Annotated in this window: 12 protein-coding genes; 6 read left to right on the top strand and 6 right to left on the bottom strand. The window is 65.8% G+C overall.

Features of this window, described 5'->3' with window-relative positions; genetic code table 11:
- Positions 1 to 62: 62 nt before the first annotated feature.
- The 4 genes from ACFZAI_RS24925 to ACFZAI_RS24910 form a co-directional block, all read right to left on the bottom strand.
- A complete protein-coding gene (locus ACFZAI_RS24925) occupies positions 63 to 1,052 on the bottom strand; it encodes a D-2-hydroxyacid dehydrogenase (RefSeq protein ID WP_391569444.1) in 990 nt (329 codons plus the stop codon).
- 32 nt (positions 1,053 to 1,084) lie between these two features.
- On the bottom strand, positions 1,085 to 2,044 hold the full coding sequence (locus ACFZAI_RS24920; RefSeq protein WP_391569443.1) for a Bug family tripartite tricarboxylate transporter substrate binding protein: 960 nt from the start codon (positions 2,042 to 2,044) through the stop codon (positions 1,085 to 1,087).
- Between the two features lie 100 nt (positions 2,045 to 2,144).
- Entirely contained in the window at positions 2,145 to 2,945 is an 801-nt protein-coding gene (locus tag ACFZAI_RS24915) for a class II aldolase/adducin family protein (protein WP_391569442.1), read from the bottom strand.
- A gap of 107 nt (positions 2,946 to 3,052) precedes the next feature.
- Complete coding sequence (locus ACFZAI_RS24910; RefSeq protein WP_391569441.1) at positions 3,053 to 3,979, bottom strand: LysR family transcriptional regulator; 927 nt, start codon at positions 3,977 to 3,979, stop codon at positions 3,053 to 3,055.
- A gap of 212 nt (positions 3,980 to 4,191) precedes the next feature.
- Between ACFZAI_RS24910 and ACFZAI_RS24905 the strand changes: the two genes are divergently transcribed.
- From ACFZAI_RS24905 to ACFZAI_RS24885, 5 genes are all read left to right on the top strand, one after another.
- The gene (locus ACFZAI_RS24905; protein WP_391569440.1) at positions 4,192 to 5,490 is read left to right on the top strand and encodes an imelysin family protein; all 1,299 of its coding nucleotides are present in this window, start codon (positions 4,192 to 4,194) and stop codon (positions 5,488 to 5,490) included.
- Positions 5,487 to 7,004, top strand: coding sequence for a di-heme oxidoredictase family protein (locus ACFZAI_RS24900; RefSeq protein WP_391569439.1), 1,518 nt, complete (start codon positions 5,487 to 5,489; stop codon positions 7,002 to 7,004). The genes ACFZAI_RS24905 and ACFZAI_RS24900 overlap by 4 nt, the downstream gene beginning before the upstream one ends.
- Positions 7,004 to 8,092, top strand: coding sequence for an imelysin family protein (locus ACFZAI_RS24895; protein ID WP_391569438.1), 1,089 nt, complete (start codon positions 7,004 to 7,006; stop codon positions 8,090 to 8,092). Before ACFZAI_RS24900 ends, ACFZAI_RS24895 begins: the two co-directional genes overlap by 1 nt.
- Positions 8,082 to 9,194 (top strand): DUF1513 domain-containing protein, encoded by a 1,113-nt coding sequence (locus tag ACFZAI_RS24890; protein ID WP_391569715.1) that lies wholly within the window; start codon positions 8,082 to 8,084, stop codon positions 9,192 to 9,194. The genes ACFZAI_RS24895 and ACFZAI_RS24890 overlap by 11 nt, the downstream gene beginning before the upstream one ends.
- A gap of 122 nt (positions 9,195 to 9,316) precedes the next feature.
- Positions 9,317 to 10,177: a mechanosensitive ion channel family protein gene (locus ACFZAI_RS24885; RefSeq protein WP_391569437.1), complete on the top strand. Its 861-nt coding sequence runs from the start codon at positions 9,317 to 9,319 to the stop codon at positions 10,175 to 10,177.
- A 181-nt stretch (positions 10,178 to 10,358) separates the two neighbouring features.
- Here the strand turns inward: ACFZAI_RS24885 and ACFZAI_RS24880 are convergent, their stop codons facing one another.
- The gene (locus ACFZAI_RS24880) at positions 10,359 to 11,120 is read right to left on the bottom strand and encodes an IclR family transcriptional regulator (RefSeq protein WP_054426580.1); all 762 of its coding nucleotides are present in this window, start codon (positions 11,118 to 11,120) and stop codon (positions 10,359 to 10,361) included.
- Positions 11,121 to 11,280: 160 nt separating this feature from the next.
- Here ACFZAI_RS24880 and ACFZAI_RS24875 point away from each other — a divergent pair, with 160 nt between their 5' ends.
- Positions 11,281 to 12,270 (top strand): Bug family tripartite tricarboxylate transporter substrate binding protein, encoded by a 990-nt coding sequence (locus ACFZAI_RS24875; RefSeq protein ID WP_391569436.1) that lies wholly within the window; start codon positions 11,281 to 11,283, stop codon positions 12,268 to 12,270.
- Between the two features lie 120 nt (positions 12,271 to 12,390).
- Here ACFZAI_RS24875 and ACFZAI_RS24870 read toward each other — a convergent pair whose 3' ends face one another.
- Entirely contained in the window at positions 12,391 to 13,182 is a 792-nt protein-coding gene (locus tag ACFZAI_RS24870; RefSeq protein ID WP_391569435.1) for an RNA methyltransferase, read from the bottom strand.
- Between the last annotated feature and the right edge of the window lie 127 nt (positions 13,183 to 13,309).

Genomic DNA, 13,309 nt, shown 5'->3' with positions numbered 1-13,309 from the left:
CTTGGTCCGGGCTTTTTTGCATGGGTCGCGCCTTGGTCCGGGCTTTTTGCATGGGGCGGGCGTCAGCCGATCAGCGGATTGATCAGCGCCTCGCCTTGCGCCCAGCGGCGCAGATTGTTCAGGAATAATTCGCGCACCCGCGCTGCGTTGCCGTCCGAAAACCCGGCGCTGTGCGGCGTGACGATGACATTGTCCAGCGCCCATAACGGAGATTCCGGCGGCAGCGGTTCCTGCTGGAACACGTCCAGAAACGCGCCGCCCAGACGGCCATGGGCCAGCGCGTCGATCAGTGCGGGTTCGTCGATGACATGGCCGCGCGCCACGTTGACCACCATGGCGTGCGCGGGCAAGGCGGCCAGGGCGTCGCGGCTGACGAGTTCGCGCGTGGCCGGTGTCAACGGACACGCCAGCACCAGCCAGTCGGCATCATGAAGCAGGCTGGGCAGTTCGCCATAGGCCGCCGTGCGGCGCGCTTGCGGCACCGCGGTAGCCGAATGCCGGACGACGGTCAGCGTCAACCCCAGCGCCATCAGCAGCGCGCCGATGCGCTGCCCGATGCCGCCCCAGCCGACCAGCACCGCATGCTGGCCAGACAGGTCGCGCGGCGTGCGGGCGCCCAGCAGCGGACGCCACGCATGGTCACGCTGGTCAGCCGCCAGCAGCGCAAACCGGCGCGCCAGCGCCAGCACGCCGCCGATGGCGGTTTGCGCCACCACGGCGTCCGTGGCGCCTTGGGACGTGGTGATGATGACGCCGCGCGCATGCAGGCTTTGATAGATCTCGCGGTCAGCGCCCGCCGAGTGCACATGCACCCAGCGCAGCGCCGGCGCGTGGCGCATGGCCTCGTAGTAGCGCGCCGTGTCGGGCGTGATGCTGAACTTGGTGGACGCGCCCGTGATGTCGCGCGACACAAAAGCCACCTGCGCATCGCAGGCTTGGCCGGGTTCAGGATGGCGCAGGAGGTAGCGCCGGCCATCTTGGGGCAGCGCCTGCCGCAGCGTGTCAGCGGCGGCAGGGGAACAGAGGATGCGGATCTCGTCGGGGGGCGTCATTGCGGGTTCACTACGCGCGGCAGGCGCGGCGATCAGTTGGGATTGGGTTGGAACTTGCGCACCAGCGCGGCCCATTTGTCGTGTTCGCTGCGTATGAACGTTGAGAACTGCGCGGGCGTCCCGCCCACCGGTTCCGCGCCTTCGTGCAGCATCTGCGATTTCAACGAGGGCAGCGCGGCATTCACTTCGCGGTTGATTACGTCCACCACGGCGGGCGGCGTGCCTTTGGGGCCGAAGAAGCCAAACCACGAACCCGCGTCAAAGCCCGGATAGCCGGACTCGGCGATGGTGGGCAGCTCGGGCAGCGTTGCCGACCGTTGCAGCGTGCTGACCGCCAGCGGGCGCAGCTTGCCGGCGCGAATCTGCCCGATCACGGATGGGATGGTCGCAAACATGAAATCGATGCGCCCGGCCAGCAGGTCGTTGACGGCGTCGGCGCCTTTGTACGGCACGTGCGTGGCTTGCACGCCCAGCTCGTCCATCAGCATGTAGCTGGACAGATGCGACGACGTGCCCACGCCGGTCGAGCTGTAGTTCAGGTGCTTCGCCGTTTTCACGTACGCCAGAAAGCTCTTGATGTCCTTCGCGGGGGACGACGGCGGCACGACCAGCACGTTCGGCACGGTGGCGATCTGCACCATGGGCACCAGATCGGTCAGCGGGTCGAACGACAGCTTGGCCAGCGACGCGTTCACGGCGATGGGGCCGACGGAGTTCACGATCAAGGTGTGTCCGTCGGGCGCGGCGCGCACCACGTATTCGGTGCCGATGTTGCCGCCCGCGCCTGGCTTGTTTTCCACGACGAAGGGCTGATCGAGCTTCTTGGACAGCGCATTGGACATGCTGCGCGTGAGCGTGTCCGTGGTGCCGCCGGCGGTGAACGCCACGATGACTTTCACGGGCTTGTCGGGATAGTCCGCCGCCATCGCGGGCGGTACGGTACAGGCGCAGGCCGCCGCTGCGGCGGCGAGCAGGGCTCGGGCAGTGTTCATGGTTGTCTCCGTTCGTGGTTGTCGTTTGGGCTTGCGAGCGCCGTGCCGCCACGTCGGCCAGCGCTTTGGAGTTCAATCCCGGGGTTTCAATCCCGGGGTTTCAATCCCGAAAGGCGGGGTCCATGCGGTCCAGTTTGCGCAGCAGGGCCGGCCACTCCATGACGCCGTACGGGCGCCGGGTGCCGGGCTGGTAGTTGTTCCAGGTGTCTTCCAGCACGGCCGGGCTGACCTGCCGCAACGGCGAGCCGGTCGCCATGGCGGCCAGTTGGGCGCGGCAGGCAAGCTCCAGCCGGTGCATCCAGTTGAAGGCTTCGCCCACGGTGCGGCCGACGGTTAGCGCGCCGTGGTTGCGCAGGATCAGCGCTTCGCCCTGGCCAAGATCCTTCAACAGCGATTCCTGCTCTTGCAGGTCCAGCACCACGCCTTGGTAATCGTGATAACCGATCTTCAAAAAGCGCATGGCCGTTTGCGTGACCGGCAACAGGCCGCAATCCAAGGACGCCACGGCCATCGACGCCCAGCTGTGCGTGTGGATCACGCAGTCGACATCATGGCGCGCCGCGTGCACCGCGCTGTGAATCACATAGCCGGCCTTGTTGATGCCGTAGTCCATGTCGCCGAAATCGGGCTTGGCCAGGATGGTGCCGTCCAGGTCCACCTTGATCAGGCTGGACGCCGTGATCTCTTCGTACATCATGCCGTAGGGGTTGATGAGGAACGCGTTGTCCTCGCCTGGCACGCGCGCCGAGATGTGGTTGGCCATCATGTCGGCCATGCCGTAGAGCTCAACCAGCCGATAACAGGCGGCAAGGTCGACACGCGCCTGCCATTCCTGGTCGGAACAGTGCGCCCGCATGGAGGGGATGGGTAGCGTGCCCGGGCGTCGGGAGTCAGTCGTCATCAGCGTTCGAGAAGGTCCGTCGCCCCGGCACCATTGCCGCAGCGTTCACGAATGCAATGTATCCGTGGGACTTTCCCGGGCCTAGCCATGCGCCCGGCATGGGGGCATCACGAATCGAGAAGGGTGGCGCCCGGCCAGCCGCCGTGGCGCACTTGCGCGCGCATTACGTCCACCAGCACGACGCGCGCCGCCAGCGCCGCGGGCGATAGTTCTTCGTCGTTGATGCAGTAGACGGCGTTGCGGCGGTACAGAAAGGGGTCGTTGATGGGGTGCATGTTCAGCAGCCCGGCCTCGGCCCGCGCCACGGCGGCGCCGGGCTGGATGGTGGCGATGGCATTGGCCTGCACCAGGTCCATCAAGGTGGTCAGGCCATCCACTTCGACGGCCACCCAGGGCTCGATGCCGGCGCGTTCGAAGGCGGCTTCCACCCATGCGCGCAGGCCGTGCGCTTTGCTGGTAACCGCCAGCGGCAAGCCTGCCAGTTCGGCAATGGTGACGGGTTCGCCGTCAGGCAAGGCGTACATGCCGCGCTGCGCGAGCAGAAACAGTTTTTCGTCCAGCACGGGAATGGCGCTGCGCCCCTGGCTGCTGTCATTCTGGAACAGCACCGCCAGATCCAGCCGCCGGTTATTCAGCTGTTCGCCCAGATTGCCCGACAGCCCTTCGACCAGATGCAGCCGCACGTTGGGATAGCGTTCAGCCATGGCGGCATAGAACGGCTTGGCCAGCACCGATGCGGTGGTGGGCGCAAAGCCCACGCTGACCATGCCGGACAGGCGCGCCTCGCGCGCAGCGGCCACGGCGTTTTCCGCGTGCCGCAACGTCAGCCGGGCTTGCCGCAAAAAGGCGGTGCCGGCCGCCGTGGGCACCACGCCCGTGTGCGTGCGCATCAGCAATCGCGTCGCCAGCTCGCTTTCCAGGCGGCTGATCTGCTGGCTGAGCGCAGAGGCCACCACGCCCAGATCGCGCGCGGCGCGGCCAATGCTGCCAAGTTCAGCGACGCGCACGAAGTAGCGGAGTTGACGGAGTTCCATGGTCTTCAAAACGGGGACGGCAATAGCGGGATAGTAGCGGGCCAGCCACGGAAGTGGCGCGGGATCGCTCAGGTTTTACGTTCAAAAAGACGTCAGGTAGCTGACTTATCGCTGAACATCAAACGAAAATTGTTTACACTCTCATCCGCAAATTAAAGTCGTAACGGCCCGCCGCGGGGGTGGTCGCCGTTCGAAGTTACGGGAGAACGTTGATGCGCAAGTTGCTTTTGGGAGCGGTGCTGGCAGCCGCGGTATTCGGGGGAACGGCACACGCCGCGGTTGAGCCCAAGGCCGTCGTCGCCACCTATTCGGATCTGGCGCTGGCGGGCTATGAAGACTCGCTGACCGCCGCCAAGACGCTGCGCACCGCCATCAACGCGCTGATCGCCAAGCCCAGCCCCGACACGCTGAAGGCCGCCCGCGAAGCCTGGCTGGCCGCTCGCGTGCCGTACCAGCAGACGGAAGCCTACCGCTTCGGCAACCCCATCGTTGACGACTGGGAAGGCCGGGTTAACGCCTGGCCGCTGGACGAAGGCCTGATCGACTACGTGGACGCCTCGTACGGCACCGACAACGACGAGAACGCGTATTACGCCGTCAACGTCATCGCCAACTCGAAGATCTCGGTGGGCGGCAAGACGGTGGATGTCAGCAAGATCACGCCGCAGCTGCTGTCTGAAGTGCTGCACGAAGCCGACGGCAACGAAGCCAACGTGGCTACCGGCTACCACGCCATCGAATTCCTGCTCTGGGGCCAGGACTTGAACGGCACCGGCCCGGCGCCCGCCGACCGCAAGGGCACGCCGCAAGAGCGCCATTCCGGCAACCGCCCGCACACGGATTTCGACACCAAGCAATGCACGGGCGGCCACTGCGAGCGCCGCATCGAATTCCTGAAGGCCGTGACGGACTTGCTGGTCACCGATCTGGAAGAAATGGTGGGCAACTGGAAGAAGGAAGGCGCGGCGCGCAAGGCCGTCGAAGAAGACCCCAAGGCGGGCTTGATCGCCATGCTGACCGGTCTGGGCAGCCTGTCGTACGGCGAGCTGGCCGGTGAACGCATGAAGCTCGGCCTGATGCTGCACGATCCCGAAGAAGAGCACGACTGCTTCTCGGACAACACGCACAACTCGCACTACTACGACCAGATCGGCATCCGCAACGTCTACCTGGGCGCCTACACGCGCATCGACGGCAAGGAAGTCAAGGGCGCCAGCCTGTCGGAACTGGTCAAGGCCAAGGACCCGAAGCTGGACGCTGAAGTGCGCGCCAAGCTGGACGCCACCGTGGCGGCCATGCAGGCGATGAAGACGCGTGCCGAAACGGTCGAAACCTATGACCAGATGATTGCCGACGGCAACAAGGAAGGCAACGCGGTGGTGCAGGCCGCCATCGACCGCCTGGTGGATCAGACTCGCAGCCTGGAGCGCGTGATCACGCTGCTGGACCTGGGCAAGGTCGCCATCGAAGGTTCCGACAGCCTGGATAAACCCGACGCCGTATTCAAGTGAAACTCGCATTAGCCGCCGTACTGGCGGCGTCGGCTCACGCCGGCGCCGCCTTCGCACTCGACGTGCCAGCCGGGCGTGACGACCTGACGCCCGAAGATCAAAAACGCGTTACCGCCATCACCGCGCCCACGCGCGATTTCTCGAAGGTCGAAACCTTTGAGTCCATGCAGGCGGGCGCGGCCACCACCAACAAGCTCATCAACGCCGATATCTTTTCGCAGCCGTCGGCGAACATGAGCTTCGAGGGGCGCCAGGAATTCCAGGTTGGCAACGGCCTGTTCCGCAAGGACTGGGTGTCGGCGCCTGCCTCCACGCAAGCGTCCGACGGCCTGGGGCCGCTGTTTAACGCCCGGTCGTGCCAGGCCTGTCATACCAAGGACGGACGCGGCACGGTGCCGGGTTTCGATCCTTTGGAACGCACCGACGCCGTGGCGCTCTTGCTGCGCCTGGCCGTGCCGCATGGCCCTGACCGTGGGCATCCCAAACTGGCCCCGGGTGAAATCGCCGAGCTGCCCGAACCCATTTACGGCGTGCAGTTGCAGAACTTCGCGGTGGCGGGCCTGCCGGCCGAAGGCCGCATGGAGATCGAGTACGAACCCATACCCGTGGCGCTAAACGGTGGCGAAACCGCCACGCTGATGAAGCCCACCTACCGTATCGAGAACCTGGGCTATGGCCCGATGCGCGCCGACACGCAGATTTCGCCGCGTCTGGCGCCGCCGATGATTGGCCTGGGCCTCTTGGAATCCATTCACGAAGCCGACATCCTGGCCAACGTGGGCGCCGACACGCGCGATGGCATCAAAGGCAAACCCAACTGGGTGACCGATGCGCGCACCGGCGCGCGCGCGCTGGGCCGCTTCAACCTGAAGGCCGGTCAGCCCACGGTTGAGCAGCAAAGCGCCGCCGCGTTCTCCAACGACATGGGGCTGTCGACGCCGATGTTCCCGAAGCATTCGGGCGACTGCACCCCGGCGCAAAAGCAATGTCTGGACATGCCGCACGGCGCGCAGCCGCGCTTTGGCCCGGAAGAGGTGCCGGCCAAGCTGATGGACTTCGTCACCATCTATTCCACCAATCTGGCCGTGCCGGCGCGGCGCGATGCCGACGACGCGCGGGTGCTGGCGGGCAAGAAGCTATTCTACGAGGCCAATTGCGTGGCCTGCCATGTGCCCAAGTACGTGACGAGCCGCAACGCCAAGCAGCCCGAGCACCGCTTCCAGCTGATTTGGCCATACACCGACATGCTGGTGCATGACATGGGCGACGACCTGGCCGATGGCGTGTCTGACGGCCAGGCCAACGGCCGCGAATGGCGCACCCCGCCGCTGTGGGGCATCGGCCTGACCAAGACCGTGAACCCCAACGCTACCTGGCTGCACGACGGGCGCGCCCGCACCTTGCTGGAAGCCGTGCTGTGGCACGGCGGCGCGGGCAAGCCTGCGCGTGACCGCGTGGTGGCGATGACGCCGGAAGAACGCGCAGACCTCATCCGTTTCCTGGAGTCGCTGTGATGGCCCGATCCTTCCCGCCTGTGTTCAAACCCGCGTTGGCGGCCGTGCTGCTGAGCGCGGCCCCGCTGGCGGCGCAGGCCCAATTGCCCGCCGACCTGGGCGAACGCCTGGCGCGTGATTACGCGCGGCCCGCCGTCAGCAAGATGGTGGATGCCGCGGCGGCGCTGGATGGCGCGTTGGGCAGTTGGTGCGCCAAGCCGGATGCCGCGGGCGCCACGCGTGTCGGTGACGCGTTCACGAATCTGGCGTTGGCGTGGTCCGGCGTCGAGATTCTGCGCTTTGGCCCGCTGGTGCAAGCCAACCGTTTTGAGCGGCTGGCGTTCTGGCCCGACACGCGCGGCGTGATGCCCCGGCAGGTGCAGCAACTGATCGCCGCAAAGGACGACGCGCTGCTGGCGCCGGGGGCGCTTGCCGGCCGCAGCGTGGCCGTGCAGGGCCTGCCCGCGCTGGAATACGTGCTGTACGGCGAACCGGCGTTGCTGAAGAACACGGGCGGCCCCACGTTCGCCTACGCCTGCGGCTATGCCCGCGCGGTGACGGCGAACGTGACGGGAATCTCGCGCGACGTGGCGCAGGCCTGGAGCCCCCAAGGCGAATTCGGCCGGCAGTTCGCCAAGCCGCAAGCGGCTAACGACCTGTACCGCGATCCGCAGGAAGTGGCGGCGGAAGCCATGAAGGCCTTGTCCACCGGCCTGCAATTCGCGCGCGACGTGAAGATTCTGCCCGTGCTGGGCGCAACACCAGATGCGGCGCGCCCCAAGCGCGCGGCGTTCTGGCGCAGTGAGTTGTCCACGCGTTTGCTGGCGGCGAACCTGAGCAGCCTGAAGGCGTTCTACCAGGCCGGCGCGTATCCGCTGCCGGCGGGGGGCGACTGGATGGATGTGTCGGTGCAAGGTGAGCTGCAAAGCGCTGCGCAGACCTTGCTGGAGGTGCCGGCGCCGCTTGAGGCCGCGCTGAACGAAGCAGACGGCCGCCGCCAGTTGGAGCTGGCGTCCTTGACCATCAAGAACGCCAAAGCGATCGTCGACCAGGACCTGGCCCCGGCGCTGGGCGTCACCATCGGATTCAATGCGCTCGATGGTGATTGACCGCCGCCGCTTTCTGGCCTTGGCTGCGGCGCTGGGCTTGTCGCCCGGCGCGGCGCTTGCCGTGCTGCCCGCCGATGGCGGCCCGCTGTACCTGAGCGCGCGTAAACGGGGCGGGCGCGATGAAGCGGTGCTGCTGGACGACGCGGGCCGCGACAAGCTGGTGGTGCCCATGCCCGCGCGCGGGCACAGCTTTGCGATCGACGCATCGAGCCAGCGCGCCGTGGTGTTCGGCCGTCAGCCCGGTTTTTTTGCCTTGGCTTTTTCGTTGCGCGATGGGGGCGAGCCGCAGGCATTGCCCATGCCGGACGAGCGGCATTTCTTCGGCCACGGCGCGTTCATGGAAAAGGGGCGGCTGCTGGCCGCCACCGAAAACGATTTTGAAGCGGGGCGCGGCGTTCTGGGCATTTACGATGCTTCGCCGGGCGGCGCGTGGCGGCGGGTAGGCGAGTTCGACACGGGCGGCATCGGCCCGCACGAAGTGATGCTGATGCCCGACGGCAAGACGCTCTGCGTGGCCAACGGCGGCATCCTGACGCATCCCGATTACGGCAAGCTGGAGCTGAACCTGGACACGATGCGGCCATCATTGGCCTACATCGATGCGGCCAGCGGGCAGTTGCTGGAAAAGGTGGAGCTTGCCCCTGATTTGCATCGTCTGTCGATCCGGCATCTGGCGCTGGCGGGCGATGGCAGCGTGTGGTTCGGCTGTCAGTACATGGGGCCGGTGGCCGACCGCCCCGCGCTGGTTGGGCGGCATCGGCGCGGCGCGCAACTGGAATTGTTTGAAGGGCCCGCCGAGACGTTGCGCAACATGCGCAACTACGTGGGCTCGGTCACCGTGGATGCGTCGGGCGGCATCGTCGCGACGTCCAGCCCCGTAGGCGGGCAGGTGATCTATTGGGATACGGCCAGCGGCCGTTGCCTGGGCACGACGGCGCTTGCCGACGGCTGCGGCGTGGCGCCTGCGCCTGAGGCGGGCTTTCTGGTCAGCAGCGGCCTGGGCGCGATGCTGCGCACCGATGCCGCCGGCCATGAAGCGCCGGTGCTGCCGCCGTCGCGCGAGGTGTCCTGGGACAACCACTTCCGCATCGTTCCCAGCTGACCCCCGCAGTCCGCGCATCGGGCGTATTCTTACAAAGCTTGACATACCAGGGCCGCATTGCGGCCCTTTGCGACTTCTTCATCTGATAGAGTTTTCGGTTGTCATTTTTCGCAGGAGATTCCATGGAAGACGCCTTGAGGGAATTTAACGCCTGGGCTCCCAGGTTCGTGGATATGGGCATCAATTTGTTGGTGGCCCTGCTTATCCTGATCGCGGGTTGGTGGATATCGTCACTGCTGGGCAGTTGGGTTCGACGGGCGTCTACGCGGTCCAGCAAGATCGATCCGACCATCGTGCCGATGTTCTACACCACGGTCGTCTGGGCGGTGCGCATCTTCACGATCATTGCGGTGCTGGCGCGCTTCGGCGTGCAAACGGCCAGCCTCATCGCCGTGCTGGGCGCCGCCGGCCTGGCCGTGGGTTTGGCCTTGCAAGGCACGCTGCAAAACATCGCCGCGGGCATCATGCTGCTAATGCTGCGCCCCATACGCGCGGGCGAGTACATCGCGCTGAGCTCGGGCGCGGATGGCACGGTGGCCGAAGTGGGCTTGTTCCTGACCCGGTTGGTGCAGGGCGATGGCATCCACCTGACGCTGCCCAACAGCACCGTTTGGAACGCCACCATCACCAACTACAGCCGCAACCCGACGCGCCGTCTGGATATCCCGGTGCCGGTGCGCTATGGCGATGATCTGGAACTGGTGCTGGCGAAGCTGAAGGAAATCGTGGCGTCGCGTCCCGATGCGCTGAAAGACCCCGAGCCGCAGGTGAAGGTGTTTGAGTACAAGGAAAACGGCGTCATCGTGAACGTGCGCGTGTGGGCCGAGGCGGGCAAGTACTGGGACCTGCGTTGGGGCCTGTACCAGCAGATTCGCACATCGCTGGAAGCGGCCGGTTTCCAGCCGCCGATTCCGGTGCGCGAAATTCAAAACCCCAAGGTGGCAGGCAAGGCCGACGCGGCCTCGGGTGGGGCGGCAACCTGATCCTAGCGGGTATCGCCAATAAGACAACGGGCGCCTTTAATCGGGCGCCCGTTGTTTTTGTTCGCTGCGTTATGTTCGCTGCGTTATGTTGGCTGTCCGATGTTCGCCGTCTTATGTTCGTCGTCTTATGTTCGCCGTCTTATGCCCGTCGCCTGACTGGCAGGCGGCGCGGCCATTTCGATCAGGCCTGCACCGCCAGCCGTGCCAGTTCTGACTTGATCCAGCCCGCGATTTCGCGTTGGCGCTGGGCCGGCATGCGGTCGATGATGGCGGTGACGCTGACCGCCAGCAGCGGCTGGCCTTGCGTGTCCAGCAGCGCGCAACCCACGCCCAGCGCGCCGCGCACGGCGTGGTTGCCCACCACCGAATAGCCGCGCGCGCGGGTGTTTTCGATCAGCCGGTACATTTCCTGCGGCGTCATGCCGCCGTACTCGTCCAGCCGTCCCGAGTTGCGTTCGACGATGCTGCGCGCGATGTCATCCGGCAGCGCCGCCAGCAGCGCCATCCCGCCGGACCCCACGCCCAGCGGCTGACGCTTGCCGGCGTAAGTGGCCAGAATCTGCACGGGGTAGCTGCCGATTTCGCGATGCAGGCTGATCGAGTCGTCCTCGTCGCGCACCACCAGGAAGACGGCGTCACCGGTGCGGTCGGCCAGGCGGCGCAGCACGGGCAGCAGTTGGCGCACCCGCGGATCGCGCGAACGCGTGTCCGGGTCCACCGCCAGTTGCGCGCGGTATTTCTTGGTGCCCGTCACCGGCAGCACCAAACCCGCGTCGAGCAGGGCGGCCAGCAATCGGTAGATGGTGGGGCGCTGTATGCCCGTCAGGCGGGCAATATCCGTCACGCTGAGGCCATCGGGCCCTTGATCGCGCAGGGCGGCCAGAACGGCCAGGCCCCGCCGCAACGTGCGTGGGCCTGCGGCCGCGGCATCACTGTCTTGCATGCAAATCTCTGAAAACTTTGGGTTATTCCGAAACGGTCAAGGGAAAACCATTGTCCGTAGCGTGGACTCTACCTTGATGCCCCCGCCGTGTATAGCTCAAAATGCGTCATCCAATAATTCAAATCGTCCATTCAATGGACAGTACCTGCACGGAGACACTATGACTACAGGTCACAAGCCTGGACTGCGGCGTTTTGCCGCCACCCTTCTGGCCACCGCCGCAAGCGCATTCGCCATGGGTTCCGCCCATGCTGCCTACCCTGACAAACCTGTCCGCATCGTGGTCGGTTTTTCCGCCGGTGGCACCACCGACGTGATCGCCCGCATCATGGCCAAGGAACTCACCGAGAGCCTGGGCCAATCGTTCGTGGTTGAAAACAAGCCGGGCGCCGGCAGCAACATCGCCACCGACCAGGTGCAACGCGCCGCGCCGGACGGCTACACGCTGCTGTTCGTGGCGGTCACCAGCGCCATCAACCAATCGCTGTACAAGAACGTCACGTTCGATCTGACCAAAGACTTTGCGCCGGTGGCGCTGGGCGCCAAGGTGCCGAACATCCTGGTCGTGAACCCGCAAGTGCCGGTGAAGTCGGTCCAGGAACTGGTCGACTACGCCAAGAAGAACCCGGGCAAGCTGGCGTTCGCATCGTCGGGCAGCGGCACCTCCATTCACATGGCGGGCGAGCTGTTCAAGATGAAGGCGGGCATTGACGTCCTGCACGTGCCGTACAAGGGCAGCGCGCCGGCCATGACCGACCTGATCGGCGGCCAGGTGCAATTCATGTTCGACAACATGCCGTCGGCATGGCCGCACGCCCAATCGGGCAAGCTGCGCGCCTTGGCCGTGACCACCAGCGAACGCTCCAAGAGCGCGCCGGACCTGCCCACGATGAAGGAATCGGGCTTTACCGACTTCGACGTGTCGTCGTGGTTCGGCCTGTTGGCCCCGGCCGGCACGCCGCCGGAAGTAATCAATAAGCTGAACGCCGCCATGCAGCAAGCGCTGGACAAGGCATCGGTTCAGACCAGCTATGAAAAGCTGGGCGCAGTTGGCGTGAAGACGACGCCGGCCGAATTCGGCGCGTTCATCAAGTCGGAAGTGGACGGCTGGGCCCCGGTGGTGAAGGCCTCGGGCGCCAAGGTGGACTGATCGCCGCACAAGACGGGCGCGCCCTCCGGGCCGGCTTGCCGCCGGGGGCGATCCCCAAAAAAAAGGACAGGCCGAGGCCTGTCCTTTTTTTTCGCCAGCACGGGGTGCGAAGGCCCGTCCTTATTTTTTCGCGCCGCCGCTGCGACGGGCAGTTGCCAGCATGGCGGTACACACGCCGCGCATCATGTCGACTTCGTCGCGCGTGAGTGCCGGGCGCGAGAACAGGTGGCGCATGCGCGGCATCAGCTTCTTGGGGTGGGCGGGGTCCAGGAACTGCACGCCGATCAGCGCTTCTTCCCAATGCGCCAGAAACGCCTGCACCGCTTCGCTGGACGCGGGTTCAGCGCCACGCGACGGTTCCTGCGCGGTGGACACCGGCAGCAGCGCCGCACCCTCATCGACCAGCAACGCGTAACGCAGCTCCCAGGCCGCCAATTGCAGGGCCTGGGCGACGTTCAGCGAGCTGTACTCGGGGTTGGCGGGGATGTGGCAGATGCGATGGCACAGGGCGATCTGGGCATTGGTCAGCCCGGCGCGTTCGGTGCCCAGCACCACCGCGGCCACGCCCTCGGACGTTTCGGTCAGGTGGGCGCAGGCCAGGTCAGCCGCCTGGCGGATGTCGCAGGGCGGGGGGCCAAGGTCGCGCACGCGGGCGGTCAGTGCAAAGGCCAGGGTGACGGGCGCCAGTGCGTCTTCCAGAGTCGGGTAGATGCGGGCATTTTCCAGCACATCCAGCGCGCCGCTGGCCAAGGCGACGGCCTCCGGCTGGCTAGTTACATCTGGAAACTTTGGCTCCACCAGAACCAGTTCCGAGAAGCCCATCGTCTTGATGGCGCGGGCCGCCGAACCGACGTTTCCGGGGTGGCTGGGGTTCACCATAACGAAGCGAACACGTGAAAATGCTTGAGTCATTTAAAATGGCACGTTTGGCTACGCGCCTTCCTGGTTTTTTGGGTCGATTTCCCCGGTTGGGGCAACGACGGACCCGGGGGCGGCAAGTGGCCAACCATCACGCGAACCCACCGCATACGTACGGAAT

The sequence above is a fragment of the Achromobacter sp. NPDC008082 genome, from assembly GCF_042957345.1.
In the GTDB taxonomy this organism is placed as follows: Bacteria; Pseudomonadota; Gammaproteobacteria; order Burkholderiales; family Burkholderiaceae_B; genus Achromobacter; species Achromobacter kerstersii_A.
Note: the sequence above shows the minus strand (reverse complement) of the source record. Positions and strands in the feature narration are given on the sequence as shown.

Coding starts and splice junctions, on each gene's coding strand:
- ACFZAI_RS24925 (WP_391569444.1), bottom strand. CDS start 1,052: ATGACGCCCCCCGACGAGATCCGCATCCTCTGTTCCCCTGCCGCCGCT.
- ACFZAI_RS24920 (WP_391569443.1), bottom strand. CDS start 2,044: ATGAACACTGCCCGAGCCCTGCTCGCCGCCGCAGCGGCGGCCTGCGCC.
- ACFZAI_RS24915 (WP_391569442.1), bottom strand. CDS start 2,945: ATGACGACTGACTCCCGACGCCCGGGCACGCTACCCATCCCCTCCATG.
- ACFZAI_RS24910 (WP_391569441.1), bottom strand. CDS start 3,979: ATGGAACTCCGTCAACTCCGCTACTTCGTGCGCGTCGCTGAACTTGGC.
- ACFZAI_RS24905 (WP_391569440.1), top strand. CDS start 4,192: ATGCGCAAGTTGCTTTTGGGAGCGGTGCTGGCAGCCGCGGTATTCGGG.
- ACFZAI_RS24895 (WP_391569438.1), top strand. CDS start 7,004: ATGGCCCGATCCTTCCCGCCTGTGTTCAAACCCGCGTTGGCGGCCGTG.
- ACFZAI_RS24890 (WP_391569715.1), top strand. CDS start 8,082: ATGGTGATTGACCGCCGCCGCTTTCTGGCCTTGGCTGCGGCGCTGGGC.
- ACFZAI_RS24885 (WP_391569437.1), top strand. CDS start 9,317: ATGGAAGACGCCTTGAGGGAATTTAACGCCTGGGCTCCCAGGTTCGTG.
- ACFZAI_RS24880 (WP_054426580.1), bottom strand. CDS start 11,120: ATGCAAGACAGTGATGCCGCGGCCGCAGGCCCACGCACGTTGCGGCGG.
- ACFZAI_RS24875 (WP_391569436.1), top strand. CDS start 11,281: ATGACTACAGGTCACAAGCCTGGACTGCGGCGTTTTGCCGCCACCCTT.
- ACFZAI_RS24870 (WP_391569435.1), bottom strand. CDS start 13,182: ATGACTCAAGCATTTTCACGTGTTCGCTTCGTTATGGTGAACCCCAGC.